This is a genomic window from Hymenobacter rigui (genome assembly GCF_003944715.1).
GTDB lineage: Bacteria > Bacteroidota > Bacteroidia > Cytophagales > Hymenobacteraceae > Hymenobacter > Hymenobacter rigui.
Window position 1 is genome coordinate 143,040 of sequence record NZ_RWIT01000002.1, and the last position, 26,075, is coordinate 169,114.

22 protein-coding genes are annotated in these 26,075 nt (G+C 60.5%); 10 read left to right on the forward strand and 12 right to left on the reverse strand.

What is annotated here, in order from left to right:
• Nucleotides 1-43: 43 nt before the first annotated feature.
• The 4 genes from EI291_RS04665 to EI291_RS04680 all read left to right on the forward strand — a co-directional run bounded on the left by EI291_RS04665 (nt 44) and on the right by EI291_RS04680 (nt 5,343).
• Nucleotides 44-2,209: a M43 family zinc metalloprotease gene (locus EI291_RS04665; protein ID WP_125418516.1), complete on the forward strand. Its 2,166-nt coding sequence runs from the start codon at nt 44-46 to the stop codon at nt 2,207-2,209.
• 133 nt (nt 2,210-2,342) lie between these two features.
• Nucleotides 2,343-2,870, forward strand: a complete 528-nt coding sequence (locus tag EI291_RS04670; protein ID WP_125418518.1) for an acyl-CoA thioesterase — start codon at nt 2,343-2,345, stop codon at nt 2,868-2,870.
• A 358-nt stretch (nt 2,871-3,228) separates the two neighbouring features.
• The gene (locus EI291_RS04675; RefSeq protein ID WP_125418520.1) at nt 3,229-3,792 is read left to right on the forward strand and encodes a hypothetical protein; all 564 of its coding nucleotides are present in this window, start codon (nt 3,229-3,231) and stop codon (nt 3,790-3,792) included.
• A 126-nt stretch (nt 3,793-3,918) separates the two neighbouring features.
• Nucleotides 3,919-5,343, forward strand: coding sequence for a T9SS type A sorting domain-containing protein (locus EI291_RS04680; protein WP_170172506.1), 1,425 nt, complete (start codon nt 3,919-3,921; stop codon nt 5,341-5,343).
• Between the two features lie 75 nt (nt 5,344-5,418).
• On the opposite strand, the gene EI291_RS04685 is transcribed toward EI291_RS04680, so the two are convergent.
• The 4 genes from EI291_RS04685 to gatB form a co-directional block, all read right to left on the reverse strand.
• Nucleotides 5,419-6,564, reverse strand: a complete 1,146-nt coding sequence (locus EI291_RS04685) for a TlpA disulfide reductase family protein (protein ID WP_170172507.1) — start codon at nt 6,562-6,564, stop codon at nt 5,419-5,421.
• A gap of 167 nt (nt 6,565-6,731) precedes the next feature.
• A complete protein-coding gene (locus EI291_RS04690) occupies nt 6,732-7,763 on the reverse strand; it encodes a TlpA disulfide reductase family protein (protein WP_125418526.1) in 1,032 nt (343 codons plus the stop codon).
• Between the two features lie 104 nt (nt 7,764-7,867).
• Entirely contained in the window at nt 7,868-8,404 is a 537-nt protein-coding gene (locus EI291_RS04695) for a peroxiredoxin family protein (protein ID WP_125418528.1), read from the reverse strand.
• A gap of 108 nt (nt 8,405-8,512) precedes the next feature.
• Nucleotides 8,513-9,970, reverse strand: a complete 1,458-nt coding sequence (gene gatB, locus EI291_RS04700; RefSeq protein WP_125418530.1) for an Asp-tRNA(Asn)/Glu-tRNA(Gln) amidotransferase subunit GatB — start codon at nt 9,968-9,970, stop codon at nt 8,513-8,515.
• Between the two features lie 280 nt (nt 9,971-10,250).
• On the opposite strand from gatB, the gene EI291_RS04705 reads away from it, so the two are divergent.
• A complete protein-coding gene (locus EI291_RS04705) occupies nt 10,251-12,065 on the forward strand; it encodes a DUF885 domain-containing protein (RefSeq protein ID WP_205701564.1) in 1,815 nt (604 codons plus the stop codon).
• 229 nt (nt 12,066-12,294) lie between these two features.
• On the opposite strand, the gene alaS is transcribed toward EI291_RS04705, so the two are convergent.
• Nucleotides 12,295-14,976 (reverse strand): alanine--tRNA ligase, encoded by a 2,682-nt coding sequence (gene alaS / locus EI291_RS04710; RefSeq protein ID WP_125418534.1) that lies wholly within the window; start codon nt 14,974-14,976, stop codon nt 12,295-12,297.
• Between the two features lie 215 nt (nt 14,977-15,191).
• On the opposite strand from alaS, the gene EI291_RS04715 reads away from it, so the two are divergent.
• The 4 genes from EI291_RS04715 to EI291_RS04730 all read left to right on the forward strand — a co-directional run bounded on the left by EI291_RS04715 (nt 15,192) and on the right by EI291_RS04730 (nt 18,354).
• Nucleotides 15,192-15,557: a MerR family transcriptional regulator gene (locus tag EI291_RS04715; RefSeq protein WP_125418536.1), complete on the forward strand. Its 366-nt coding sequence runs from the start codon at nt 15,192-15,194 to the stop codon at nt 15,555-15,557.
• Nucleotides 15,557-15,964, forward strand: coding sequence for a hypothetical protein (locus EI291_RS04720; protein WP_125418538.1), 408 nt, complete (start codon nt 15,557-15,559; stop codon nt 15,962-15,964). Before EI291_RS04715 ends, EI291_RS04720 begins: the two co-directional genes overlap by 1 nt.
• 21 nt (nt 15,965-15,985) lie before the next feature.
• Nucleotides 15,986-17,122, forward strand: coding sequence for a DNA-processing protein DprA (gene dprA / locus EI291_RS04725; RefSeq protein WP_125418540.1), 1,137 nt, complete (start codon nt 15,986-15,988; stop codon nt 17,120-17,122).
• A gap of 407 nt (nt 17,123-17,529) precedes the next feature.
• Nucleotides 17,530-18,354 (forward strand): aminotransferase class IV, encoded by an 825-nt coding sequence (locus tag EI291_RS04730; RefSeq protein WP_170172508.1) that lies wholly within the window; start codon nt 17,530-17,532, stop codon nt 18,352-18,354.
• A 9-nt stretch (nt 18,355-18,363) separates the two neighbouring features.
• Here EI291_RS04730 and EI291_RS04735 read toward each other — a convergent pair whose 3' ends face one another.
• From EI291_RS04735 to EI291_RS04765, 7 genes are all read right to left on the reverse strand, one after another.
• Nucleotides 18,364-18,564, reverse strand: coding sequence for a hypothetical protein (locus tag EI291_RS04735; RefSeq protein WP_125418544.1), 201 nt, complete (start codon nt 18,562-18,564; stop codon nt 18,364-18,366).
• A gap of 454 nt (nt 18,565-19,018) precedes the next feature.
• Complete coding sequence (locus EI291_RS04740) at nt 19,019-19,813, reverse strand: thymidylate synthase (protein ID WP_125418546.1); 795 nt, start codon at nt 19,811-19,813, stop codon at nt 19,019-19,021.
• A gap of 487 nt (nt 19,814-20,300) precedes the next feature.
• Entirely contained in the window at nt 20,301-21,485 is a 1,185-nt protein-coding gene (locus EI291_RS04745) for an FAD-binding domain-containing protein (RefSeq protein WP_125418548.1), read from the reverse strand.
• 15 nt (nt 21,486-21,500) lie between these two features.
• Nucleotides 21,501-21,785: a TIGR03643 family protein gene (locus EI291_RS04750; RefSeq protein WP_125418550.1), complete on the reverse strand. Its 285-nt coding sequence runs from the start codon at nt 21,783-21,785 to the stop codon at nt 21,501-21,503.
• 106 nt (nt 21,786-21,891) lie between these two features.
• The gene (locus EI291_RS04755; RefSeq protein ID WP_170172509.1) at nt 21,892-22,374 is read right to left on the reverse strand and encodes a Clp protease N-terminal domain-containing protein; all 483 of its coding nucleotides are present in this window, start codon (nt 22,372-22,374) and stop codon (nt 21,892-21,894) included.
• 86 nt (nt 22,375-22,460) lie between these two features.
• Entirely contained in the window at nt 22,461-23,030 is a 570-nt protein-coding gene (locus tag EI291_RS04760) for an energy transducer TonB (protein ID WP_170172510.1), read from the reverse strand.
• A 311-nt stretch (nt 23,031-23,341) separates the two neighbouring features.
• Nucleotides 23,342-23,569: a hypothetical protein gene (locus EI291_RS04765; protein WP_125418556.1), complete on the reverse strand. Its 228-nt coding sequence runs from the start codon at nt 23,567-23,569 to the stop codon at nt 23,342-23,344.
• Nucleotides 23,570-23,752: 183 nt separating this feature from the next.
• Between EI291_RS04765 and EI291_RS04770 the strand changes: the two genes are divergently transcribed.
• Complete coding sequence (locus EI291_RS04770; protein ID WP_125418558.1) at nt 23,753-26,053, forward strand: efflux RND transporter permease subunit; 2,301 nt, start codon at nt 23,753-23,755, stop codon at nt 26,051-26,053.
• The last annotated feature ends 22 nt before the right edge of the window (nt 26,054-26,075 follow it).

The window sequence follows — 26,075 nt, forward strand, 5'->3', positions numbered from 1 at the left end:
GGGCAGGTCCCGCTGTTTCGCCTCTTTCACCACGTCTGCTTTTATGCTGAGAAAACTACTCGCGCTGGCTACGCTGGCCACAGGCCTGCTATGCGGCCCCGCTGCCGACGCGCAGCAACCCAACCGCCCCGACCCGCACCCGCTGCACCGCACCGGCTACCGCTGCGCCTTCGACAGCGCCCAGCAGGCCGAGTTTGCCCGCAACCCCGCCGCTGAGCGGGAGTACCGCGCCTTCCTGCAGTCGGTGGGGGCCATGAGCAGCACCGACCGGGCCCGGCTGCTGGCCCAGCCCGACGTGACGATTCCGGTGGTGGTGCACATTGTGCATACCGGCGGGGCCAACAACATTACTGATGTCCAGGTGCAGGATGCCATCCGGATTCTGAACCAGGACTTCAGCAAAACCAACCCCGACACGGCCGACGTTATCCGGGACTTTCAGCCAATTTATGCCAACGTGGGCTTCCGCTTCCGGCTGGCCCGGCTGGACCCCAACGGCAACTGCACCACCGGCATCACGCGCACCTACTCAGCGCAAACTACCGTGGGCGACAATACCATCAAGAACGTGATTCGCTGGGACCCGAACCGCTACCTCAACATCTGGGTATCCGACAACGCCAACGGCGCGGGCGGCTATGCGTTCCTGCCCTGCCCCGGCACCAGCCTCGATGGCATCGTTATCCGGAACGCCCAGTTCGGGGGCGTGGGGCGCTCCTGCGGCTCCAACTTCTGCCGCCGCTCCCTTACCCATGAAGTGGGGCACTACTTCGGGCTGCCGCATACCTGGGGCAACTCCAACAACGTGGGCCTGCCCAGCAACTGCAACGTTGACGATGGTATTGCCGATACACCCAACACCAGCGGCAGCAGTCAGGACTGCAACCTGAGCTTCGCGCCCTGCGGCGTACTGGCCAACGTGCAGAACTACATGGATTACGCCAGCTGCTCGCGCATGTTCACGGAGGGCCAGAAGGCCGTGATGCGGGCCTCCCTCACGCGCACCTGCCGCAGCACCCTGGTATCGGCTACCAACCTGCGGGCCACGGGCACCAACGACGGCTACTCGGCCCCGGCCTGCGCCCCGGTTATTGCGTTTCGCCCTTCGTTACAGACCATTTGTGAAGGCGCCACCGTTACGTTCACCGATTACTCCTACAACTTCACCTACAACGCGGCCACTACGCAGTACAGCTGGTCGTTTCCGGGTGGGCAGCCGGCCACTTCCACGGCCCGTACTCCCACGGTTACCTACCCTACGGCCGGTATCTACAGCGTCACGCTCACTATCACCACCCCCGACGGCAGTGCCAGCCAAACCCAGCAGAGTCTGATTCAGGTGTCGGGGTCCGGGGCGAGTGCCGGGCTGCAGGCTCCGGTGGTGGAGTCGTTTGAGAATCCGAACTTTCCGGAAAATGAAGCGGCCCCATCACTGCGCAACTGGCAGAGCACTACTTCCGGCACCTCGTTCTACAAGTGGGAGCGGCAAACGGGCGCCGTGGCCAGCAACGGAGCAGCCTATCTGATGGTGCGCACGCCCATCATCACCAGCGGAACCATCAGCACGCTACTTTCGCCCAGTATTAACCTGGCGGCCGTACCAACGGGCGTGCAGATGTTCTTCGACCGGGCGTATGGGCTACGCTCCGGGGCCGAAACCGACCAGCTCCAGGTGGCCTATTCCGTGAACTGCGGCACTACCTGGACCCCGCTCATCACCTACACCGCCAGCCAGCTGAACACCCAGGGCAGCCAGCGCTTCGGCGGGTACGCCCCCGATTCAATCAGCGACTGGCGGCGACTGTCGGTGCCGCTGCCGGGCTCGGTGCAGGGCAGCTCCCGGCTGCAGCTGCGCTTCCAGTTGACCAGCGGGGGCGGCAACAACTTCTATTTTGACAACGTGCGGGTGGGCACCTCGGCCGTTACGGCTACCCGCCCCGCCGACCCGGCGCAGCACCAGATCAGCGTAGCCCCCAACCCACTCACCGACGAAACCACCGTGCGCTTCACCCTGGCGGCCCCGGCCGCCGTGCAGCTGCGGGTACTGGATGTGCTGGGCCGGGAGGTGCTGCGGGCTTCGGAACGCCGCTACCCCGCTGGCACTTTCGCCCTGCCCCTGGCGGGGGCGGCTCGGCTGCCGGCCGGGGTGTACGTGGGGCAGCTCACCGTGGGGCAGCAGCCGTACAACCTGCGCGTAGTGGTGCGGTAGCCTTCCTCTCGCCAACGTATCAGCTAAGCCCTGCTTTCTACCCTGGAAGCAGGGCTTTTTTGCGCCGGTAGCCCGTAAATCAGCGGCGTGGGCTACCTTTGCACTCTGTAATTTCTGACCCTGACCACAGCCCATGCTGCGTAAACAAAAGTCCGTAAAAGACTCCTTCGTGCGAATGACGGAGCTGGTTCTGCCCAACGATACCAACACGCTCAACAATCTGATGGGGGGCCGCATGATGCACCTGATGGACGTATGCGCGGCTATTTCGGCCCAGCGCCACTCCAACCGTATTGTGGTAACGGCTTCTGTGGATAACGTGTCGTTTCGGGAAGGCATCAAGCTGGGCAGCGTGGTAACGCTGGAATCCCAGGTGACGCGCTCCTTCAGCTCCAGCATGGAAGTGCACATCAACGTATGGGCCGAAGACATTCCCAGCGGCACTAAAATCAAGAGCAACGAGGCCTTCCTCACCTTTGTGGCCGTGGACCAGTCGGGCCGGCCGATTGATGTGCCGGAGGCCACGCCCGAAACGCCCGAGGAGGTAGCCCTGTACGATGGTGCCCTGCGCCGCCGCCAGTTGCGGCTGGTACTGGGCGGCCGTATGGCTCCGCACGAGGCGACTGAGCTCAAGGCGCTGTTCGGGGAGCTGGAACAATAACGATTCTGGCTTTTGCCAGTCGGTCAAGAAGTGCTACCGCCAGCCGTTCACCCGTAGTTTCCTCCGCTCTTTTCGCCATTTGCTGCTTCCGGCTTCTATGGATACTGCTGCCAACCTTGCTTTTTTTCAGAACTTCTACACCGGCGCGGCCCTCTACGTAGTTGCCGAACCGGCCGCCTCTGCCCCGTTGCCGGCTCCCGGCCCGCCGGAGCCCGCAGCGGCTGCAGCTTCTGCGGTGACTCCGGTACCAACACCGCAGAAGCCGCAACCCACTCCAGCACCGGCACCCATTGCCGCAGCCCCAAAGCCGCAGTCCGCGCCTGTGCCCGTTCAGCCGCCCGTACCACCCATAGTGGCTATGCCCCCCGCAGTTGCTCCAGCACCGGCCGCTGTTCCGGTGGCTCAGCCGACTCCGCCACAACCGGCGCAGCCACTGGGTACCCTACCACTGGCCAGCCTGCCAGCGGCGGCACAGGCTCCGGCCGGCCGGGTGCAGCCTACGCCCACCGAGTCGCCGGTGGCCCACATTCCGTTCAGTACCCTGGGCAGCAACCCGCATGGGTTGGTTATTCTGGTACGCATGCCAGCGGAGCAGTTCCGCAAGCTGCCCCGCAACGTGTTCCTCAATAACCTGCTCAAGGCCCTGCGCCTGGTGATGGAGGACGTGGTGCTGGTGAATGTGGAACACGAAAAATACCCGGTGGCCCTGTGCAGCCTGCGCCGTGAGCTGACGGCCAGGCAATTCCTGGCTTTCGGCAAGAACCTGCTCGATGTGGCTGTGTACACCACCCAACCCTATGAGCCCGTACTCCTCTACGGCGATACGGCCTTCCTCGGAGCCGGCGAAATTGACATGCTGGAGTACGATGCCGGCCGCAAAAAACAGCTCTGGCAAGCCGTTCAGCGGATGTTTCTGAGTTAAAAGTACCCTTCCGCTCTTTTCCTTTTACACTACCTATTGTATTCCAGCGCCATTGTGTCTGGCTCTGACTAGCATCCAATTTCTTCCTTTATGAATAAACTTGTTACTCAATGTTTGCTCTACTGTATGCCCATTGCGGCTGCAGCACAGCAAGGCCCATTACCTGTTACCATCCAGACTGGGGCCACCGTCACCTTACCTGCTGGCGCGAATCCCAGCGCCGTGGCTGTGGCGGACTTCAACCAAGACCGGCGGCCCGATGTGGCCGTGTGCGAGAAAGGGCCGGGCGTGGCGGCTATTTATCTGCAGTCGGCCACCGGCACGTTTCCCGCGGTGCTGCGCACCTATCCGCTGGGCACGGCTCCCACCGGGTTGGTGGCCGTGCGCCTAGATAATGACCCCAACCGGCCCTTCGCCGACCTGGTCGGCCTCAGCGGCCCTAGCAACCGCTGGACGCTGCTACGCAACGACCTGAACGGCCAGGCCACTTTCTCCCCGCCCATTATCGCGCCGCCCGCCTTCGGCAGCGGCGGCTGCCTGAGCAATGCCCCTCAATTGCTGGCCCGCTACATCGACTCGGACAGCTACCCGGACCTGGCCTATACCTACGATGGCAGCCCCTGCACCATTCCGGATTTCCGGGTTGAATATCAAGCTTACAAAGGGCCCAACACGCTCAGTCGTCGGTATGGGTTCACTACCCGTTACTTTACCCCCTCTGGTATCAGTACCGCCGACTTTGACCAAGATGGCTTAACGGATGTGGTAACGGCCGACCCGGCCAATAACCGCTTCTGGATGGCCTACGCGACGGGTGACATTACCTATCCCACCTGGAACGGCGACTACTACAATTTCTCCAGTTTGGGAACCCGCCCCACCCAAGTAGCCGCTGCCGACGTGAACCGGGACTCCCGCCCCGACGTGGCCGTGGCTAACTCCGGCAGCAACGAGGTGACCGTCTTCCTGAACGTGGGTTATGGTCGATTCGGCTCGGAAACAGCTTATTCCCTGTCCGGCTCCCCGCGCCGGCTGCTGCTGCAGGACCTCAACAACGACTATCTCCCTGAACTGCTGGTCCTCACGGCCGATAACAAGCTGCAGATCTTCCAGCATACCACCCAGCCGGGAGTAGCCCGCTATGGTACTCCGCTGGTGCTGTCCACCGGCCCCGACCCCGTCACGCTCGACCTGGGGGATGTAAATGGGGACGGTATCCAGGACCTAGTGGTGGCCTGCGCCGGCGACAACACCGTGCGCACCTACCTGAATACCAGCCTGACCACCGTCACCGCTACGGCCAGTGGCCGTTTATCGGGCCTTGAGGTCTACCCAAATCCCGCCCGGGAGCAGCTGGTTATCCGCGGCACTGGCGCCGACAATGAGTTGCTGCAGGCTACGCTACTGGACGGCACAGGCAGGGTAGTCAAAGCGGTACCCCTACCCGCGCAGCACCGCACCTTCCCGGTCGCCGACTTACCCCGGGGCCTATACCTGCTGCGCCTGTCAAGCGCGCAGGGCACTACTACCCGACGGGTGGTACTGGAATAAAATCATGCTTTCCACTAAAATCAAACAGCCGGCCCTTCAAAGGGCCGGCTGTTTGATTTTATACAACTGACAACGCTACTTCAGCACTGAGGCCAGCTTGGCTTCCAGGGCCTCGCCGCGCAGGTTTTTGCCGATGATGCGGCCCTGGGGGTCGAGCAGAATGGAAGCGGGAATGGACTTAATACCGTAGGTCTGGCCGGCGGCGGATTCCCAGCCTTTCAGGTCAGAAACGTGCTTCCAGATGAGACCATCGGCCTCAATGGCTTTCAGCCACTTGGCGCGGTCCTGGTCGAAGCTCACACCGTAGATTTCAAAGCCTTTGCCCTTGTACTTGTTATAGGCCTTCACCACGTTGGGGTTTTCGCGGCGGCAGGGGCCGCACCAGCTGGCCCAGAAGTCGATGAGCACGTACTTGCCGCGCAGGCTGGTCAGGGGAAGATTTTTGCCATCGGGGGCGGCTAGGCTGATTTCCGGGGCGGTAGTACCGATGGCCGTGGCGCGCAGCGGCTCCAGGCGAGCCACCAGGCTCTTGGTGTAGCGGGAGTTGGGCTGACTGGCCTTCAGCTGGGTTGCCACCGAGTCGGCCAGGGTGAAGTTGTCATCGGGGTTCAGCACGCTGCTCAGCACGAAGGCCGATACCACCGAGTTAGGATTCTGGCGTACCAGCCGGGCTACCTCGCGCTGACCCTGGCTCTGCAGGGCCTCCGCCTGGCGCTGAATGGCCTGCATGGAATCCTGACGGCCAGCCTGGGCCGCCTGGGTGTAGCGCTGCTCCAGGCGGGGCATCACCTGCTGCATCTGCCGCTGGCTGCTTTCCAGCGTCCGGGTAATGGTTTTGAGCAGCTCCGAGTCGGGGGAACCTTTCACCGTGTAGGTAGTGGGCAGTTGGTTAGCGTCGCCGGACAGCTCCACGCGGCTGCCGTTGCTGAGCACCACCAGGGCCTGGTTCTGGTCCGAGGTTTTCACCTGATACAGGCCGGCTTCGGGCAGGGAGCCGGTGAATTTAAACTGGCCCTTCTCGTCCGTAGTAGCCGTATCCCGGGATACGAACTGCGTTTCGCCCAGCTCCGCCAGATACACTTTGGTGCCGGCCGGGGCATTCTGCAACTGGCCGCTCAACTGGTAGCCGGCACCGTCGGTACCGCCGGTTGTGGGGGTAGTGTTCTTGTTGCAGGCATTGGCCATGCCCAGCAGGGCACCCAGGTAGAGCAGGCTCTTCATTTTGTGCATCATTCAGAAAGCAAAACCGACCGAGGGTCGGCAGTAGTTGCAAAGGACGGGGAAATCGGGCGCAAGTTGCCGATTTTGCCCGGAATTGCGTCGCCTGCCTCAACCATTCCGGCCCGGAGTGGGTTCCCGGCGGGCACTGGCCGGTACGGCGGCTGAGCTTAGGGCAACAGCTTGGCCAGACGCTTCTCCAGGTCCTCGCCCCGCAGGTTGTGGGCCAACACCTGCCCCGTGGGGCTGATCAGGATGCTGGTGGGTACGGCCAACACCCCATAGAGCTGAGCCACCGGTGAATCCCATCCTTTCAGGTCCGATACCTGCGTCCAGGGCAGTTGATCCTGGCTCACGGCTTTGCGCCATTTGGCCCCGTCCGCATCCACCGATACGCTCACAATTTCCAGCCCCTTGCCCTGGTACTGCTGGTAGAGGCGGCGCAGGCGCGGGTTTTCGGCCCGGCAGGGTCCGCACCAGCTCGCCCAGAAATCCACCAGCACATATTTGCCCCGCAGGCTGCTAAGCGTGAATGGCTGCCCGGCCACCGTGGGCAGCGTGAAGTCCGGGGCCACGTCTCCGCCTTTTTCCGACAGGCTAGCCGTGGCCGTACGGGCGGCAAGGGTCTGCGTTTCGGCCATGTTCGGCTGCCGCCGGGCCAGTACCGTGGTCATGGAATCCACGAAAGGCTGCTGGCTGGCCTGGCGGCTCAGGTAGTTTTTGGTGAGGTAGGCAGCCAGAAAGTCGTCGGAGGTGTGGCGCACCAACGCGCGTAGTTCCCGTAGCCCCCGGTTTTTGGCCGGCAGCTGGGCCGTCCCGAACATCTGTGGATAAATATTCCGCTGAAACTGCTGCCACTGCTCTACTCCCACCGAACCCTGAGCCGTAAACCGTAGAAACTCCTTTTTCGGCTCCGGCGCCAGCGTGAACGTGAGGTTGTCGCCGGGATGCAGGGGCATTTGGTACAGCACTTTCTGCCCCTGAATTTTCAGAGAAGCCAGGATGGGGGCCGGCAGCTGGCCCCGCAGTTCGCAGTGGCCGGCTGCATCCACCGTAGCCGAGTCCAGCGTGAGCCACCGGTCCTTATACTGTGTGAGGTAGATTTTGGTACCCGGCGCGACGCCGGTCAGCTGGCCCTGCACTACATAATCGGATGAAGCGGCGGCCAGGCTCAGCAGCCAGGGCAATACACTAGTCAGCATGAAAAAACGATAGGGAATGAAGAATACAGGCGTAAAGCTGCAGAATCCGGCGCATATAGTCCAGGGAACCTATACATTTCATACCGGCCCTCAACTCACCGGATTTAATCCAGCGGAATGTAGCCCGAAATCTTCTGGCCCAGGGCCCGGCCGCGCAGATTGGTGGCCAGTACGCGGCCCTCGGGGTCGAGCAGCACGGAGTACGGAATGGCATGCACCCCGTAGGCCCGGGCTGCCGCACTCTGCCACCCCCGCAGGTCTGAAACGTGGTACCAGGTCAGCTCGTCGGCGGCAATGGCCTGATGCCAGCGCGCCCGGTTATCATCCAACGAAACGCTTACCATTTCCAGCCCCCGCGAGTGAAACTGCCCGTAGATTTTACGCAGGTTGGGACTTTCCGCCCGGCAGGGACCACACCACGAGGCCCAGAAATCAATCAACACATATTTGCCCCGCAGGCTGCTGAGCCGAAACCGGGAGCCATCGGCAGCGGGCAGGTCGATTTCCGGGGCCAGCGCAGCACGGGATTCGGTGGCTGCTGGCACTGGCTGGGCGGCATCGGAAGGTGCCGCCGGGCGCTGACAACCGGCCCAGATAAACGTGGTAACCAGCCAAGAAGCATAGCGGTGGGTGGAAAGCATTCTGATACGACAGGTTGGAATGACTGCTGGAACAACAAAGTCAAGGATAAAGAAAAACCCTCTAACCGTAAGGCAAGAGGGTTTCTTGAAAAATGAGGATACGACCGACTACGCGTCCAGTTTCTGACGCAGCAGCTGATTGGCTAGCTTGGGGTCGGCTTTGCCGCCGGTGAGCTTCATCAGCTCGCCCATGAACATGCCGGTCAGGCTCTTTTTGCCGGCGCGGTACTCAGCCACCTTGGCCGGGTTGGCGTCCAGCACCTGCTGAATCATAGCTTCCAGCGCCCCGGCATCCGACTGCTGCAACAAACCCTGGGCCTCGGCGGCAGCGGCGGCCGTCTGGGCGGGGTTGTCGAGCAGGTACGGGAACAGCTGTTTGCTGGCCACCGAGTGGCCCACCTTGTTCTCATCGATGAGACCAATGATGTCGGCCAGGTGCTGAGTGGTAAGCGGGAACTGCTCCAGCGTAAGAGCCCGCTCGTTGAGGTAGGCTTTTACGGGGCCGGTTACCCAGTTGGCGGCGGCTTTGGCGTTGGGCGTCAGGCGGGTCAGCTCGTCGAAGAATAGGGCCACGTCTTTGTCGGCCGTCAGCACGTTAGCGTCGTAATCCGAAAGGCCCAGCTCGCCGGTGAAGCGGGCGTAGAGCTGCTGGGGCAACGCGGGCAATTCGGCCTGCACGCGGTGCAGCCACTCATCGTCAATTACTACGGGGGGCAGGTCGGGCTCCGGAAAGTAGCGGTAGTCGTTCAGGGTTTCCTTGCTGCGCTGCCCGCTGGTGGTACCCGTGGTGGCATCGAAGCCCCGGGTTTCGGAGTCGATTTCGCCCCCGGCTTCCAGAATGGCAATCTGCCGCTCAATTTCGTGCTCAATGGCACGCTGCACGTTGCGGAAGGAGTTCATGTTCTTCACCTCCACCTTGGTCCCGAACTTCTCGGCGCCTTTCAGCATCACCGAAATGTTGGCGTCGCAGCGCAGGGAGCCTTCCTCCATGTTGCCGTCGCAGATGCCCAGATACTCCACCAGCTTCTTGATTTCGGCCAGGTAAGCGTAGGCTTCGTCGGAGTTGCGAATGTCCGGCTCCGACACGATTTCGATGAGCGGCACCCCGGCCCGGTTCAAATCCACCAGGGTTTCGGTTTCGCCGGCCAGGTGCATGGATTTGCCCGCGTCCTCCTCCATGTGGATGCGGGTGATACCGATTTTGCGGGTTTCCCCATCAGCCAGCCGGATATCCACGTGCCCGTCGTAGCAGATGGGCGTTTTGTCCTGGGTAATCTGGTAGCCCTTGGGAAGGTCGGGGTAGAAATAGTTTTTGCGCGCAAACAGGTTGTCGCGGCGGATGTGGCAGTTGGTGGCTAGGCCCATCTTCATGGCGTACTCCACGGCCGAGTAGTTCACGCGCGGGAGCGTGCCAGGGTGACCCAGGGTAATCACCGAGAGGTTGTTGTTAGGCAAAGCGCCGTACTCGTTTTCATCGGAGGAGTACATTTTGCTGCGGGTGAGCAGCTGGGCGTGTACTTCCAGTCCGATAACGGGCTGGTATTTGGATTTGATGCTGTCGTCCATTGAATCACAGATTCGCGCTGATTTCACTAAGGGCGCTGATTTCCGGTGCAAAGTACGCACTATTTAATCTGGAACGTAAGCGGAACCGTGTAGTAAACCGGCGCCGACTCTGCTTCAAGCTGGCCCGGTGAAAAAGGCTTGCGCATGGCCTACGTGGCCGCTAGCTGCTCGCCTACCAACGACAACGGCCGGGCTAGAGGTAGCGGATACTATATGGCAGTTACAGAATATAACTTGTATCTAGCATCTGTTCTCAGATAATCCGCTGTTGCACACAGGTATGAAAAAAGTTTTTCTCCGCACGCTGGCTATCATTCTACTGCTGCTGGCCGTGCTGGTCGTCAATACCATCTGGTTTAAACCGTTTTTCATCCGGGCCTTTTACGAGCGGGTGTTTGCCGAATTCGCCTTCGATTCGCCGGAATTGCTTTCCCGGCTGCGGTTGGTGGAAGGCATAGGTATCCAGCGCCACAACCGCAAGCTTAACGACGCCTCCGAAGCTGAGGCTACCCGACAGATAGCCAAGCTGCGCGAAACGCTGGCCACGTTGCATAGATACGACACCACCGGCCTGCGTGGGCAGGACCGGCTCAACTACCAGGTGCTGGATTGGTACCTCACTAACGAGGTGGCCGGCACGGCATTCCGCTACGACAATTACCCGGTCAACCAGATGTTTGGGGTGCAGAACGACTTCCCCAGCTTCATGGCCGACGTGCACCAGGTACACAGCCGCCGCGACGCCGACTACTACAACGAGCGGCTGGCAGCCGTGCGCGTGAAGTTTGCGCAGGTGCTGGAAGGGCTGAAAGTTCGGGAGCAGCACGGCGTGGTACCACCTACGTTCGTGATTGATAAGGTGCTGGCCGAAATGTCGGGGCTGGTGGCCCAGGTGCCCGAGCAAAGCATTTTGTACACTTCCCTGGTGGAGAAGCTGCACAAGGTGAAAGCCCTGAACGCCACTGAGCAGGCCGAAATCCTGGCCGAAACCAAACGCCAGATAATCGGTAATGTGTACCCGGCCTATCAGGAGCTGATAGCCTATTTCACCGCCCTGCGGCCCCGCTCCACCACCGATGCGGGCGTGTGGAAGTTTCCCGACGGCAAGGCCTATTATGCCTACTGCCTCCGGCAATACACCACCACCAACCTCAGCGCCGCTCAGATTCACGCCCTGGGCCTGAGCGAAGTTGCGCGCATCACAGCCGAGATGCGCACCATTCTGCAAGCTGAAAAAGTGGCCGGTGCCGACAGCGTAGGCCCCACGATGGTGCGCCTCGGCGAGGAGCCCCGGTTTTCGTACCCCGATACCGACAGCGGCCGCAGCCAGATTCTGGCCGATTACCGGCGCATTCTCGCCGAAGTAGACAAGGGCTTAAGCAGCGCGTTCCGCATCCGGCCCAACGCTGCGTTGGAAGTGCGCCGGGTGCCCGAGTTCAAGCAGAAAACCGCGCCGGGTGCATACTACGAGCCCGCCGCCCTCGATGGGTCGCGGCCGGGCGTGTTCTACGCCAACCTGTATGATGTGAAGGCTACGCCTAAATTCGGCATGCGCACGTTGGCCTATCATGAGGGAATTCCGGGCCACCATTTCCAGATTGGTATTGCGCAGGAGTTACAGGGGCTGCCTACTTTCCGCACCGTGATACCCTTCCCGACCTACGGGGAGGGCTGGGCGTTGTACGCCGAGCGGCTGGCCTCAGAGTTGGGATTTGAAAAAGACCCCTACGATAATCTGGGCCGGCTCCGGGCCGAGCTGTTCCGGGCCGTCCGCTTAGTGGTGGATACCGGCATCCACGACCAGCGCTGGACCCGCGAGCAGGCCATTAGCTACATGCGCCGCACCACCGGCATGGCTCTTTCCGACGTTACGGCCGAAATAGAGCGGTACATCGTTATGCCTGGCCAAGCCTGTGCCTACAAAGTGGGGATGCTGAAAATCCTGGAATTGCGCGAGCGGGCCAAGCAGCAGCTCGGCCCCAAATTCGACCTGCGCGACTTCCACGATGCCGTGTTGAAGAACGGTGGCCTACCCCTGGAAATCCTGGAGCAGGTAGTGAATGATTACATCAAGGTGAAGAAAGCGGCAGCGTAGCGTCGAGGGCAGTGTGCGTTCTAACTCATTAAGCTCTTAAAGTACGGGCACCTATGCATACCGAGCGTCCTACGTGTCACTCCAAGCGCAGCCGAGGAATGACGTGCTGTATATGTTAAGCCCGATTAAGCAACAACAAAGAACCCGGCCGCATCAGATGCAGCCGGGTTCTTAGCTATTCCATATGAATCGAGCCTAGTTAAGCTCTTACTCAATTATCAGCGCCACTCTATAGCGACTTACTCACCAACTCTTCAGCCTTGCCGATGGCGGCACCCAAACCAGCCGCGTTTTTACCGCCGGCCGTGGCGAAGAACGGTTGTCCGCCGCCGCCGCCCTGAATTTCCTTGGCCAGCTCGCGCACCAGCGTGCTGGCGTTGAGCTTACCACCCTTGGCCAGCTCGTCGTCAAGCATCACGGCCAGTTGGGGCTTGCCGTCAATTTCGGCCCCGAGTACGGCCACCAGGTTGGGCACCGCCTGGCGCAGGTTGAAAGCCAGGGTTTTGAGCGAGTCGGCCGAGGTAGCCTGCACCTGGGCGGCCAGGAAGTTCACGCCGTTGAGCGGCTTCACTTGGCCGGCCAGCTGGTCTTTCTGCTGGTTGATGCTCTGTTGGGCAAACTGCTCGATCTGCTTGCGCAGGCCGGCAATTTCCTCGGTTTGCTTCTCCAGGCTGGTCAGCAGGTGCTGGGGGTTGCCCAGGGCCTCGCGCACTTGCGTGAGCAGATCCAGCTGCTGGTCCACGTAGGCTTCGGCGGCTTCGGCGGTTACGGCCTCAATGCGGCGCACACCCGCGCCTACGGCGCTTTCTGAGGTGATTTTGAAGTAGCCAATGCTGCCGGTGTTCTGCACGTGCAGGCCGCCGCACAGCTCCACTGAGTAGTCTTTGTCGAAGGTGATAACGCGCACAAAGTCGCCGTATTTCTCGCCGAACAGGGCCATGGCGCCCAGCGTTTTGGCTTCGTTGATAGGCACATTGCGGCGCTCATCCAGCGGAATCTGCTGGCGGATGCGCTGGTTCACGAGCTGCTCAATCTCGCGCAGCTGCTCGTCGGTTACTTTGGTGAAGTGCGAGAAGTCGAAGCGCAGCAGCTTGTCGTTTACTAACGAGCCTTTCTGCTGTACGTGGCTGCCCAGCACCTGGCGCAGGGCGGCCTGCAGCAAGTGGGTAGCGGTGTGGTTGTTGCGGATGAGGGCGCGCCGGGCCGCGTCGGGCCGGGCCAGGAACTCGGCCTCCAGGTCCTGGGGCAAATCCAGGGTGGTGTGGATGATGAGGTCGTTTTCCTTTTTGGTGTCAATTACGCGCACCTTGCTCAGCGGCGACTCCAGGTAGCCCGTGTCGCCAATCTGCCCGCCCGATTCGGCGTAGAACGGCGTCTGGTCGAGCACCAGCTGGTACTCGGTTTTGCCCTTCTTGTCGATTTTGCGGTAGCGCAGCAGGCGGGCCGTGGCCTCGTCGTGGTCATAGCCCACGAATACGTTAGGCGCATCGTGCTCCGTTACCGTTACCCAGTCGCTCTGCTCGGTTTCCTGGGCGTTGCGGCTGCGGTTTTTCTGCTGCTCCAGCTCCTTCTTGAAGCCTTCTTCATCCACCGTCAGACCCTTTTCGCGGGCAATGAGGGCGGTGAGGTCGAGCGGGAAGCCGAAGGTGTCGCTCAATTCAAAGGCGGTTTTGCCGTCAATCACGCCGCCGTTCTGACGGGTGGCTTCCTCCAGGGCGTCGAGGCGGCGCAGGCCGGTTTCCAGGGTTTTTAGGAAGGCAATTTCCTCCTCCTCAATCACGCGCTGCACGAAGGCCGTCTGGGCTTTCAGCTCGGGGAAGATGCCGGCCATCTGGTCGGCCAGCACGGGAACCAGCTTGTACAGGAAGGGCTGCTTCTGGCCCAGCGACGAGAAGGCGTAGCGCACGGCCCGGCGCAGAATGCGCCGAATCACGTAGCCGGCCTTCACGTTGGAGGGCAGCTGCCCGTCGGCAATGGTGAAGGCGATGGTGCGGATGTGGTCGGCAATTACCCGGATGGCAATGTCCGTTTTCTCGTTTTCGGTGGCCGGCTGGTCGTTCACGGTGGCCGGGGCTGTGCCGTGGTACTCCTTGCCTACCTCCTTGGCAATGAACTGAATCAGCGGCTGAAATACGTCGGTGTCGTAGTTTGACTTCACGCCCGACACGGCCATCATCAAACGCTCGAAGCCCATGCCGGTGTCCACGCTCTGCTCGGGCAGCTTAATCAGGCTCTTATCGGCCAGGCGCTGGAACTCCATGAACACGTTGTTCCAGATTTCCACCACCTGCGGGTGGTCGGCGTTTACCAGCTCGCGGCCGGGCTTCTGGGCCCGCTCCTCTTCGGAGCGCAGGTCGATGTGGATTTCGGTGCACGGACCACACGGACCCGTATCGCCCATCTCCCAGAAGTTATCCTTCTTATTGCCGGGCAGAATCCGGTCGTCGGTGGTGTACTGGCGCCACAGGTCCTGGGTCTCGGTGTCGGCGGCGGTGCCGTCGTTCTGGTCGCCCTCGAAGTAGGTCACGTACAGGCGGTCCTTTTTCAGCTTGTACACCTCGGTGAGCAGCTCCCAGGCCCAGGCAATGGCGTCCTTCTTGAAGTAGTCGCCAAACGACCAGTTGCCCAGCATCTCAAACATGGTGTGGTGGTAGGTGTCGTAGCCTACCTCTTCCAGGTCGTTGTGCTTACCGCTCACGCGCAGGCACTTCTGGGTGTCGGCAATGCGCTTGAAGGGCGCGGGCTTGTTGCCCAGGAAATAATCCTTGAACGGGGCCATGCCCGAGTTGATGAACAGCAGCGTGGGGTCGTCCTTCACCACAATGGGGGCCGAGGGCACGATGTGGTGGCCTTTGGAAGCGAAGAAGTCCAGGAATTGCTGGCGGACGTGCGAGGCGGTGGGCAGTGACATGTCGGATTGCGTGGCGGCGGGCACCGGAAATTGGCGGCCGCCGGGATTTTGGCTATTTTTCGCCTTTCCTCCGGGAAAGGCACTGACGGCAAAGGTAGCCGACTTTATAGAAGTGAGAAATTAGAACGAAGAGCTTAGACTGGTTTTTCAGCGCTTCTTTTTCACTGTCTGTTCCCCCCTCTCTGTTCTAAACTCTCAGTTCTGAGTTCTAAAGCATGCCCTACAAAGACCGTGAAATCGAGAAGCAGTACTTCACCATTGGTGAGGTAGCGGCCCAGTTCAACGTGGCGCCTTCGCTCATCCGCTTCTGGGAAACGGAGTTTGAAGAGCTGCGCCCCCGCAAGAGCAAAAAAGGCAACCGCCTCTACACGCCGCAGGATATCGACGTGTTCCGCACCATCTACCACTTAGTAAAGGAGCGCGGCTACACCATCCCCGGGGCCCGCGACATGCTCAAGCAGAAAGGCCCCCAGCTCAAGGAAAAAATCGACGTCATCCAGAGCCTGGAACGCATCCGCAAATTCATGGTGACCATGAAAAAGGAGCTGGATGCTATTGGCAAGGCGCAGCAGCAGGGATAATGGAATCAGTAATGCTAGTTTCAGAGCGTGGTGATTTATTAGCTCATTTTCAGCTCTTAATCCAGCAAAAACTATCTGATACTGATGTCACCATCCAAATAGAATCTGGAGATTTTGTCACTGAGCGTGGCAGTAGGACCCGTATCTACTTTAGATATGATGGTTCTATAGAAGATGTAGGCTGGGATGAAATGGAACTGGAGTTCATCCGTCATTATTATTCAACTGAGCCGCATGTGTATAGCCTAAATTACAGAGGTATCGAATTTGTAAAAGAAGTATTAACGCTTATTGCCAATTCATCAGAATACTTAATCGACAATGATTGTGGAACCCTGCTACCAGGTGATGAATTTGTGCAAAAGATGCAGCAGAATCCCACTTGGTATTGGTTTGATGATTTATAGACAAATTCTACTTCTATTGTTATGCCCACTGATTTGAACGATACCCTCCTCCACGAAGTCGCCCTGACGCTGTTTCCCGGCGTGGGGCCGCAACTGACGCGGCAGTTGATGAGCTACGGGGGCTCGGCCCGGAATGTGCTGCACCTGCCGCCGGGCAAGCTGCTCAAGATTCCGGGCGTGGGGCCGGCCACGTCGAAGATACTCACGGGCCCGGAGCGCACCGCCGCGCTGAAGCAGGCCGAGGACTCGGTGCGCAAGGCGGAGAAGGAAGGCGTGCAGCTGCTGTTCTACACCAGCAAGCAGTTTCCGGCCCGGCTCAAGCAGATTCCCGATGCGCCCGCCCTACTCTACTATCAGGGCACCGCAGACCTCAACCACCCCAAAACACTGGCCCTGGTAGGCACCCGCCAGGCTACCGACTACGGCCGGGAGCAAACCGAACGGCTCATCAAAGGCATTGCCAGCCACCGCCCCCTCATTGTCAGCGGCCTGGCCTACGGCATCGATATTGCCGCCCACCGCGCCGCCTTACAGGAAAGCCTGGAAACCGTGGGCGTCATGGCTACCGGCCTCGATGTTATCTACCCCCACGCCCACCGCAAAACTGCCGAGAAAATGCTCAGCCAGGGCGGCCTGCTCACGGAGTTTCCCTTCGGCACCCCACCCGACAAATACAACTTTCCGGCCCGTAACCGCATTATTGCCGGCCTTTCCGACGGCACCGTGGTGGTGGAAGCGGCTCGTAAAGGCGGGGCCCTGATAACGGCCGATTTGGCTCTGGACTACAACCGGGAGGTGCTGGCCGTGCCCGGCCCCTTGGGCTCCGTTGCATCGGAAGGCTGCCACGACTTCATCAAAACCAGCCGTGCCGCGTTGTACGCTGAGCCCGCCGACATTGAGCAGGCCCTGAACTGGGATTTGGCTCTGCACCTGCAAGGCAAACCTACCGCCCCCAGTACCTACGATGCCGACGACTTTACCGCCGAGGATTTTCAGCTGATTACGGTGCTGCTCACGGCTCCCAACCGGGAAGAGCACCTCGATAACCTGGCCTGGAAAGCCCAGTTGCCGGTGCATACGGTGGCTTCTCTCCTGCTGGGGCTGGAATTCCGAGCGGTGATTAAGGCCTTGCCGGGTAAACGGTTCGGGCTGCTGTAGAATTCGGGCTGCTGTAGAAGCAGTAGAACGTTAGGCAGAGCATCGGGTACATTAAACCAGCGACGAAGCATCTTGCGTGCCAAGGTTGCAACGCTATTCAAACGTCAGCACGCGGGATTCCTCGACTTCGCTCGGAATGACGTTCAGTTAGCCACTGTATCCGACATCTGAATCAATAGCCAAAAAAGCGTGGAACACCAAAATGTTCCACGGGGAACGTCAGACCCTTTTGCCGCTTTTTAGAGCGTTTCGACAAGTTTTCAGCGGCTTAGCGCTAAAACTACAGCAACGTTTTTTATCGAAAAATATTCACCTCCCTACCGCAAGGTCCTTTCTTCTCGCTACATGGCTCATCGGCACTGGTTGTAGAAAAGGGGGATATGGCTCCGGCTGCTTTCTTTGCGGGCATGATGGTGCTTTATAACAGTGAGCTACTGCCAGCCGACGAGGTACGGCTACCCCTGCCCAACCGGGGCCTGTACTTCAACGACGGATTTTTCGAAACGCTGGTGTGGGAGTCAACCGGATTGCGCTATCTGCCCCACCACATGGCCCGAATGCAGCGGGCAGCGGTGGCGTTGGGCCTGCAGCTACCGTCTGCCCTTTCTACCCCGGCTGCACTTACCGCCACCGTGCGCCAACTGACCTGTACTGCTGCGGAGCCGCTGCAACGTATCCGGCTGCAGCTTTGGCGGGCAGGGGCCGGCCTCTACGCCCCTGCCACCGAGGAGGTCCAGTGGCTCATGACTACGCAACCCTTCCAGCCCAACAACTTCCCCATCACTACCTGCGGCTTTGCCGAAACGGTACGCACATACCGCTCGCCAGTATCCTTCTGCAAAGGTCCCAATGCCCTAACCTACGTGCTGGCCGCCCGGGAGCGGGAGCAGCGCGGGCTGGAGGAGATGATTCTGCTGTCAGTCGACGGCTACGTGGCCGAAACGGTGACGGCGGCTATTTTCTGGCTACGGGGCACTACGCTATATAGTGCCGCTGAAGCCACGGGCCGCGTGCAAGGGGTGCAGGTAGGGCACCTGCGGCGTATTGCAGAAACTATTGGTATCAATTGGCAGGAGGGTCTTTTCACCTCCGCCGACCTATTAGCGGCCGATGCCATTTACACGGCCAATGTGGCCGGCGTTCGGCTGGTGAAGCAGATCGGCAGCCAACGCTTTCCGAGTGAGCACTCGGTGTTGCAGCAATTTTTTGCAGCCGCTACGTTGCGCGCGTAAACCGGCTGATCAGGCGGCCATGCTGGTTGTGCGGCTTCGCATCTGAAACCAGCTCTCAAAAAATTCGGCGAGGTCCGCCTCGGTTACGCTGTTCTGACGCAGTATTTCAGCACGGTCCTGCCGACCGGCATCCAGTGAGTACAGGGCAATCCAGGCGCGGTGCCGACGGCTCAGACCAGCAGCCCCACCAGCAGTAACAACGGCAGTCATACAAGTATAGCGTAGAGAGTAACACCATACCTCAGCTACGCAACCGCCTTTGTTATTGGATTTTACAAATCAGCCTGCACTCTACCGTTTCCCGAAACGGTAAAATCACTTTACCTGCCGTAGTTGATACCGTTCTTTTAGGTGCAGCCAGCTATCCAGGAATTCTGCTAAATCTGTTTCGGTTACATTGTTTTGCACTAATACCTGATTGCGGTACACAGGTGCAATCTGAAGAGCATAAAGGGCAATCCAGGCGCGGTGCTGACGAGAAAGACCGAAACTCGCACATGATGTAGTAGTCATAACAGTAGCATTGCAGACACCGTTATCTACGGCAATCATCCTATTTTCAGATTTCAATTCTCAATTTGAATTGAAATTTTTTTCTACCCTGGGAACTTTTCATCTGATACATGCACCCTCACAGCAGTTGCATTTCGCCCAGACACGTCCCTTATACAGCTACCGGGGCTTTGATGGCGGGCCAGGGGTCGTAGTTTTCCAGGGTAAAGTCGTCGTACTGGAAGGCGAAGATGTCCTGCACGGCCGGGTTCAGGCGCATGGTGGGCAGCGGGCGAGGCTCCCGGGTGAGCTGCAGGCGGGCCTGCTCCAGGTGGTTGCTGTAGAGGTGGGTGTCGCCGCCGGTCCAGATGAACTCGCCGGGTTCCAGGCCGGTGACCTTGGCCATCATGAGCGTGAGCAGGGCGTAGCTGGCAATGTTGAAGGGCACGCCCAGGAACACGTCGGCGGAGCGCTGGTAGAGCTGGCAGCTCAGGCGGCTGTCGGCCACGTAGAACTGGAACAGGGCGTGGCAGGGCGTCAGGCGCATCAGCGGTAAATCGGCCACGTTCCAGGCCGATACCACCATGCGGCGCGAATCGGGCTGGGTGCGGAGCAGGTGCACCATCTGGGCAATCTGGTCGATGCTCTGGCCGTCGGACGTGGCCCAGCTGCGCCACTGCTTGCCGTAGATGGGGCCCAGGTCGCCGTGCTCGTCGGCCCACTCCCGCCAGATGGTCACCCCCACGTCTTCCAGCGACTGGTTGCTGGTGTCGCCGCGCAGAAACCACAGCAGCTCGTGGATGATGCTTTTCAGGTGCACCTTCTTAGTGGTCACCAGCGGAAACCCCTCCTGCAGATTGAAGCGCATCTGATACCCAAACACCGACAGCGTCCCGGTGCCGGTACGGTCGGTTTTCTGGGTGCCGTTATCGAGGATGTGCTGGAGCAGGGTTTGGTATTGGTGCATGACGTGGGTAAGCAGAGCGAAGTGAAGACGGCGTGCCCCCCGCTATAAAAGTTAGGAGCAAGCATCGGGCGCGCAAAGCTACGGCTTCTCTTTAGATGATTAAGTGTTCAGGCAGCTGTCCGCGTGATGTAGAGACGCGACACTTCGCGTCTCCTCGTTGCTGATGTTATTTATAGCGGCTTGGACGAGCCGTTCAACGAGGAGACGCGAAGTGTCGCGTCTCTACACCCTGCCAATTGTACGGCATAGAGACGCAATATTTTGCATCTCGTGGTTGAACGATACGCCCCATCTCAACAACGAAGCTGTTTAGGAATTCTGGTTTAGCCACTTATCTGTCATCCTGAGCGCAGCGAAGGACCTTCTCACGTCAGAACAACGGCTGTCCAGACGTGAGAAGGTCCTTCGCTGCGCTCAGGATGACAACGGTTTTGACTTCCTAAACAGCTTCATCATCAGCAACGAGGAGACGCAAGATATTGCGTCTCTACACTGTGTCATTTACCTCTTGGCGGCGCAGCACTTTTTCGCACTTCTTCCAATAGCTGAAGAAGCTGGGGAAATAGCCGGCTACTTCCGGCACCAGCCAGGAATGGGCGTCGTGGATGCCGGGGTAATGGGCGGTGGTGGGGTGCTGGCGGGTGTAGATGGCCGGCACATCGGCCAGGTGGGGCAGCTCCGTCACCTCCCCCACGAACACCTGAATACCGGGGATATTGTCGGTGGCCAGCTGCTGGATAAAGGCCAGCACCGCCCCGCTCACCGGGAAACGCCGGAAGTGCGAGGGCTCCAGCAGCAGGATGCGGTTGGCCGGCTCGTCGGCGCGCCACTGCGGGTCGAGATGGTAGCTGTTGTAGAGCAGCAGCGGGCGAGCGGGGTCGATAATAGGCGTGGGCGTGACGGGCAGCGGCGTTTCCAGGTCGGGCGCGACGGTGGCTTGCAGCTCCGGGGGCACGGGCAGCGTGGGCAGCTCGCTGTAGGCTACGTCGAGGTAGGTGTGGTGCTGCTGGCTGCCGGTGTAGTGGTTGATGTTTTCCTGATTGCAGTAATACTGCTTGCTGGCAAACGCGCCGGCCACCCACTGCCAGCTGCAGGTGTTGCTGGCCAGGTCGCCGTCGAGCAGGTGGTAGTAGAGCCACGCCGCCGGGGCCGACCAGTGCGCCCGCCCGATGCAGCAGGCCAAGCTGGCCACGTACATGCGCAGGTGGTTGTGCAGGTAGCCGGTGGCGGGCAGCTGGCGCAAATACCCATCCACGGCCGCAATGCCGGTGCGGGCTTCGGGCAGAGCCCGGGGCAACTGGTGATGCTGCGCGCCGGGCTGAGGCTGGCGTAGGTCGGTGAACAGCTCGTCGCCGCGGGCCTCCCACACCCGCTGGAAATAGTCGCGCCAGCCCAGCTCGCTGGCCAGCTTCTGCTTGTCGTCGAAGGTGAAGCCGCGGGCCTGCAGGACCTCGTACACCTGCCGGGTGCTGATGACGCCCCGGCTCAGGTAGGGCGACAGGTACGTGAGGGCTCCGTTGAGGAAATTGCGCGAGCGGCCGTAGCGCACCGGGTCGATGGCTGCTATGCGGTCCAGAATGTCCGCGTAGCGGGTGGGGAAGCTGAGGTTGGGGGCGGCGGTGGGCTCGGGGTGGGCCTGGCCGGCGTGGAGTTTGCGCAGGTGCGTGCTCATGACGGAAAAGGGGCGCTACCGCTTGCTGAGTTTGTTGAGGGAGATGCTGCGCTGCTGGTTGCTCTTGAAGCCGTCCACCTCAGTGGGGCGCAGGGCGCGGTGCTTGGTGGCGCGGCCGCTCATGCGGGCCCGCCACATCCGAAACGAGGACGCCTTCATTTCGCGGCGCATCAGGGTAATGACGTCCTTTTCGGCCAGGCCAAACTGCGCCTCAATGGCCTCGAACGGCGTGCGGTCCTCCCACCCCATTTCGATGATGCGGTCAATGTCGGCGGGAGATAAAGGGGCGTTTTCGGGCATACGGCAGCGGATAAGGGCCGGCGTGGGGCGGCCGGCGCTTCAGCAACCGTCGGGCTTCGGGGGATGTTTCGGGAGGCCCAGCCGACCGAATCTGAAGAGTTTGGCTTTATCTACCGGGCGCGGGTACGCCGATACGGGCGGCCAGCACGGCTACTGTCAACCCAATTTCTGCATAGCCGGTTTGCCCGGTGGCCTCGGCGCGAAACAGAATCGGCAACAGCACATGCTCGGGGGCTACTTCCGGCACCTGGGCCTCCGCGGCCATGCCTTGGGCCGAATGCAAACACGCTTCCAGCTCGGTGGTAATGGCGATGCTGCCGGTGGGCAGCGGCTCGTCAGGGGCCGCACGGTGCCCGAACATAACTTGCTCCAGCTGGTGCCGCAGCAGCGCCGGGCTAACCAGTATGGTATCCAGCAGGCCCGAAACCGAACCATGCGGCAGCTCCAGCATTGCCAGCATCAGGTGTTCTGGGCTGATATAATCGTTCTGTAACCGAATGGCCAGTAACCGGCTATCGGCAAATAGCGTCTGAAGCTCGAACGAAAATTCCGGCAGCCGTTTTCGGCGTAAGAAATCGAATAGGCCCACGCTGCTAGTCAAGTTAAGTCAGAGGTCGTACTACGCCAAATGCACCTTTTAAGGCATTTTCAATAACAATAAGCCATCACATGAACCTATAGAAATTTATAGCCAAAGGTCAGCTCTTCCGTTGTGACCGGGCCAGCTTCGAAGCGTAATTGACGCAGCGCTACTACCACTTGCCGCACCATTTCAGCCCGGCCGGCTGCGCCGGCCGGTATCGTATTTTCCACCTCTTCCAGGTTACTTACCTGGCCGGTGGTGTTGATGGTCAGCCGCATGGTAATCTTGCCTTCTGCCTGCGCCCGCAACGCCTGGGTTGGGTAGCGGATCGTTCTGCGCAGGTAGTCGTAATACTGGTTGTCTTCGGGAAGAATGTGGTTTTCCTTGATGCGCTGCCCAATACCTCGTTGCAGAAGCGGCATAGCAGCGCCCGACGCAACAATGCGTAGGGAATCCCGGTGCAGCGCCTGTACCTGATTCAAGAAATCCTGCCGATTTTTTGCCTGCATGACTTGCCGGCCGCGCTGGGCTGGAGTGGTTGCTGCTTTCCTGGGAGTCACTGGCTTCGCCTCCCAACGGTTGTACGCAGCCTGCGCCCGAGCTTGCCCGGCGGCGGTTAGCACCAAGACTATAGCGCCCCAAGTCAGTGCCTGTAATTTCATACCTGTCAACATATTATCAATATAAAACCCCTCACGCAGTAAGCTACATGGGGGGGTGTGCTACATTGTCAGGCAACGGCTTAAACGACGTAAAGACGCAATACTTTGCGTCTCCTCGTTGCTGACGTTGTTTGCCTCAAACGGCTTCAGGTCGTTCAACGAAGAGACGCAAAGTATTGCGTCTCTACATCGTAGCGGCGGCATAGCCCCAAGCACCTGCAGGTAGTAGCGCGAACTGTGTAGTTCGCGTCCCCGCGCCGTTCAAACGGTTGTCGTTCTGGGACGCGAACTACACAGTTCGCGCTACTACTTTACAGCGACTTCACAGCCGGGGCCGGCGTGGCGGCGGTGGTTTTGGCAGCTTTCTTCATGCAGCACGAGGGCGTGCCGGCGGTGGCACCAGTTTTAGCGCACTTGGCGGCCATTTCGGCGGTGCAGGCTTCTTTCTTCTTGCCTTTCTTACCGGCGTCGTGGCCCTCGTGGGCGGTGGCGGCGCCGGCTAAGGCGAACAGGCAGAGGGCGAGCAGGGCGTTTTTCATGGGCGAAGACTAGGGAAACGAGGAAACAAAAGCCCGAAAGCCGGGGTTGGCTTCTGGTTGCCCTAAAGTAGCGCGGATTCGGCAGAAACCCGCGCCGGGGCGGCCCTACCTTTGCCCGGGCTGCCCCGCGGCCTTTTTCCGTTCAACGATGCGCGCGGCCCCGGCGGCGCGGTACTGGTTTCTATGCCTCTTCGCAAACTTGCGCACCTCACGCTGCTGGCCCTCGGACTGCTCACGGCCCTGGCCGTGTTCTTCGTGGCCCAGCTGCGCTTCAACTACAATTTCAACGACTTCTACCCCGCCGGCGACCCGGACCTGGACTACTACGAGCAGTATTCGGGCCGCTTCGGCAACGACAACGACTACGTGCTGCTGGGCCTGGAAGCCCCGGCCGGCCAGACGGTGTTCGAGCCCCGGTTCCTGACCAAGGTCGATTCGCTCACGCGCTTTATCCGGGCGCGGCGGCACGTTACGCAGGTATCGTCGCCCACCACGGCCAGCAACCCGGTGGTGGAAGGGCTGGGCGTGTTCAACGTGCCCTATCTGCACCCCCGGGAGCCCGCCCGCCGGGCTACAGACTCGGCGCTGGTGTACCGCACGCCGGGGCTGGTGGGCAACCTGATTTCGCGGGATGCCCGGGCCGTGACGGTGCTGTTCCAGACCTCGCCCAACCTCAGCAAACCGCCTGGCGACTCGCTATTGGCGGCCGTGCGCACGGAGCTGCAACGCCAGGGCATCCCCGAAAACGAGTACCACCTGGCCGGCAAGATGGTGGCCCAGTCGGTGTTTGTGGACCGGCTGCAGATGGAGCTACTGGTGTTCATGAGCCTCTCGGTGCTGCTGGTGACGGGGCTGCTGTGGCTCACGTTCCGCACGTGGTGGGGCGTGGTGCTGCCGCTAGTAGTGGTGCTGGGGGCCATTCTGTGGGGGCTGGGCGTGATGTCGGCCTTCGGGGTGAGCATTGATTTGATGACGGCGCTGCTGCCGGTGATGTTGTTCGTGGTGGGCATGTCCGATACCATCCACATCATCACGCGCTACGTCACGGAGCTGGGCTACGGGGCCAGCAAGCGGGATTCGCTGCTGATTGCCCTCAAGGAATCGGGCTTCGGCTCGGGGCTGTCGGCCCTGACCACCAGCATTGGGTTTTTCACCCTGATGACCAGCACCATCCGGCCCATCTACAACTTCGGGCTGTTTACGGGCATTGCCGTGCTGCTCACGTTTGCCCTCAGCTTCACGCTGCTGCCGGCCATGCTGGTGCTGCTGCGCAAGCCCCAGCTGCGCATTCCGCGCAAAACCGGCCACAGCTGGGACGGCGTGCTGGGCCGTATGTTCCGCACGGTGCTGTCCCGCCGGCAATGGGTGGTGGCCATCAGCGCCGTGGTGCTGGGGCTGTCGGTGGCCTCGGCCTCGCGCATCCGTATCAACTCGGCGCTGCTGGATGATTTGTCGAAAAACGACCCGGTGAAGCTGGATTTCCGGTTTTTCGAGCGGCAGTTTGCCGGCGTACGGCCCTTCGAGCTGGACCTGGAGCCCGGCCCCGGCCGCACGATTTACGACCTGCAGGTGCTGCGCCAGACCGAGCACATTGAGAACTACCTGCAACAAGACTACGGCCTGAACTTCGTGGCCTCGCCCGTCACGCTCATCAAATCGGTACGCAAAGCCCTGAACGGCGGCCTGCTGACCGAGTATCGTTTGCCCGACTCGGAAGCCGAGCTGCAGCGACTGCTGCGCAAGGTGAAGCTGTTTCGCAAGAAGCCCGAGTTCCGGGCCCTGGCCCTGCCCGATGGCTCCGAGGGCCGCCTCACCGGCCGCATGCCCGACGTGGGCAGCATCCGGGCCGACCAGCTGAACGCCGGCCTGCGCCGCTTCCTGCGCACGTCCGTGGACAGCACCGTGCTCCAAACCCGCCTCACCGGCTCGGCCAACCTCATCGACAAAAACAACGAAAACCTCACGCTCAACATGATTACGGGCATGAGCATCGACATCGTGATGGTGACCCTGATTGTGCTGCTGCTGTTCCGCTCGGTACGCATGACGGTGGTGGTGCTCATCCCCAACCTGGTGCCCATCCTGATTGTGGCCGGCGTGATGGGCGCGGCCGGCGTGAGCATGAAGGTCAGCACCAGCATCATCTTCACCATTGCCTTCGGTATTGCCGTGGATGACACCATCCACTTCATCTCCAAGCTGAAACTGGTACTGCTGCAGGAGCCCAGCCTGTTCAAAGCCGTGCGCAAAACCTACCTGATGGCCGGCAAAGCCGTTATCGTCACCTCCCTGATTCTGGTGGGCGGGTTCTCCACGCTGATCTTTTCCTCCTTCGACGGCACGTTCTACGTGGGACTTTTGATTGGCCTCACGCTGCTGTTTGGGGTGGTGGCCGAGCTGACGTTGCTGCCGATTCTGATTCTGTGGTTCTACCGGCACAAGCCCAAGGAAATCCGGCAGCCGGTGCCGCTGCTGGAGGCGTAGGCGGGCATCTTGGAACGCCGTC

Coding starts and splice junctions, on each gene's coding strand:
- EI291_RS04665 (WP_125418516.1), top strand. CDS start 44: ATGCTGAGAAAACTACTCGCGCTGGCTACGCTGGCCACAGGCCTGCTA.
- EI291_RS04670 (WP_125418518.1), top strand. CDS start 2,343: ATGCTGCGTAAACAAAAGTCCGTAAAAGACTCCTTCGTGCGAATGACG.
- EI291_RS04675 (WP_125418520.1), top strand. CDS start 3,229: ATGCCCCCCGCAGTTGCTCCAGCACCGGCCGCTGTTCCGGTGGCTCAG.
- EI291_RS04680 (WP_170172506.1), top strand. CDS start 3,919: ATGCCCATTGCGGCTGCAGCACAGCAAGGCCCATTACCTGTTACCATC.
- EI291_RS04685 (WP_170172507.1), bottom strand. CDS start 6,564: ATGAAGAGCCTGCTCTACCTGGGTGCCCTGCTGGGCATGGCCAATGCC.
- EI291_RS04690 (WP_125418526.1), bottom strand. CDS start 7,763: ATGCTGACTAGTGTATTGCCCTGGCTGCTGAGCCTGGCCGCCGCTTCA.
- EI291_RS04695 (WP_125418528.1), bottom strand. CDS start 8,404: ATGCTTTCCACCCACCGCTATGCTTCTTGGCTGGTTACCACGTTTATC.
- gatB (WP_125418530.1), bottom strand. CDS start 9,970: ATGGACGACAGCATCAAATCCAAATACCAGCCCGTTATCGGACTGGAA.
- EI291_RS04705 (WP_205701564.1), top strand. CDS start 10,251: ATGAAAAAAGTTTTTCTCCGCACGCTGGCTATCATTCTACTGCTGCTG.
- alaS (WP_125418534.1), bottom strand. CDS start 14,976: ATGTCACTGCCCACCGCCTCGCACGTCCGCCAGCAATTCCTGGACTTC.
- EI291_RS04715 (WP_125418536.1), top strand. CDS start 15,192: ATGCCCTACAAAGACCGTGAAATCGAGAAGCAGTACTTCACCATTGGT.
- EI291_RS04720 (WP_125418538.1), top strand. CDS start 15,557: ATGGAATCAGTAATGCTAGTTTCAGAGCGTGGTGATTTATTAGCTCAT.
- dprA (WP_125418540.1), top strand. CDS start 15,986: ATGCCCACTGATTTGAACGATACCCTCCTCCACGAAGTCGCCCTGACG.
- EI291_RS04730 (WP_170172508.1), top strand. CDS start 17,530: ATGATGGTGCTTTATAACAGTGAGCTACTGCCAGCCGACGAGGTACGG.
- EI291_RS04735 (WP_125418544.1), bottom strand. CDS start 18,564: ATGACTGCCGTTGTTACTGCTGGTGGGGCTGCTGGTCTGAGCCGTCGG.
- EI291_RS04740 (WP_125418546.1), bottom strand. CDS start 19,813: ATGCACCAATACCAAACCCTGCTCCAGCACATCCTCGATAACGGCACC.
- EI291_RS04745 (WP_125418548.1), bottom strand. CDS start 21,485: ATGAGCACGCACCTGCGCAAACTCCACGCCGGCCAGGCCCACCCCGAG.
- EI291_RS04750 (WP_125418550.1), bottom strand. CDS start 21,785: ATGCCCGAAAACGCCCCTTTATCTCCCGCCGACATTGACCGCATCATC.
- EI291_RS04760 (WP_170172510.1), bottom strand. CDS start 23,030: ATGAAATTACAGGCACTGACTTGGGGCGCTATAGTCTTGGTGCTAACC.
- EI291_RS04765 (WP_125418556.1), bottom strand. CDS start 23,569: ATGAAAAACGCCCTGCTCGCCCTCTGCCTGTTCGCCTTAGCCGGCGCC.
- EI291_RS04770 (WP_125418558.1), top strand. CDS start 23,753: ATGCCTCTTCGCAAACTTGCGCACCTCACGCTGCTGGCCCTCGGACTG.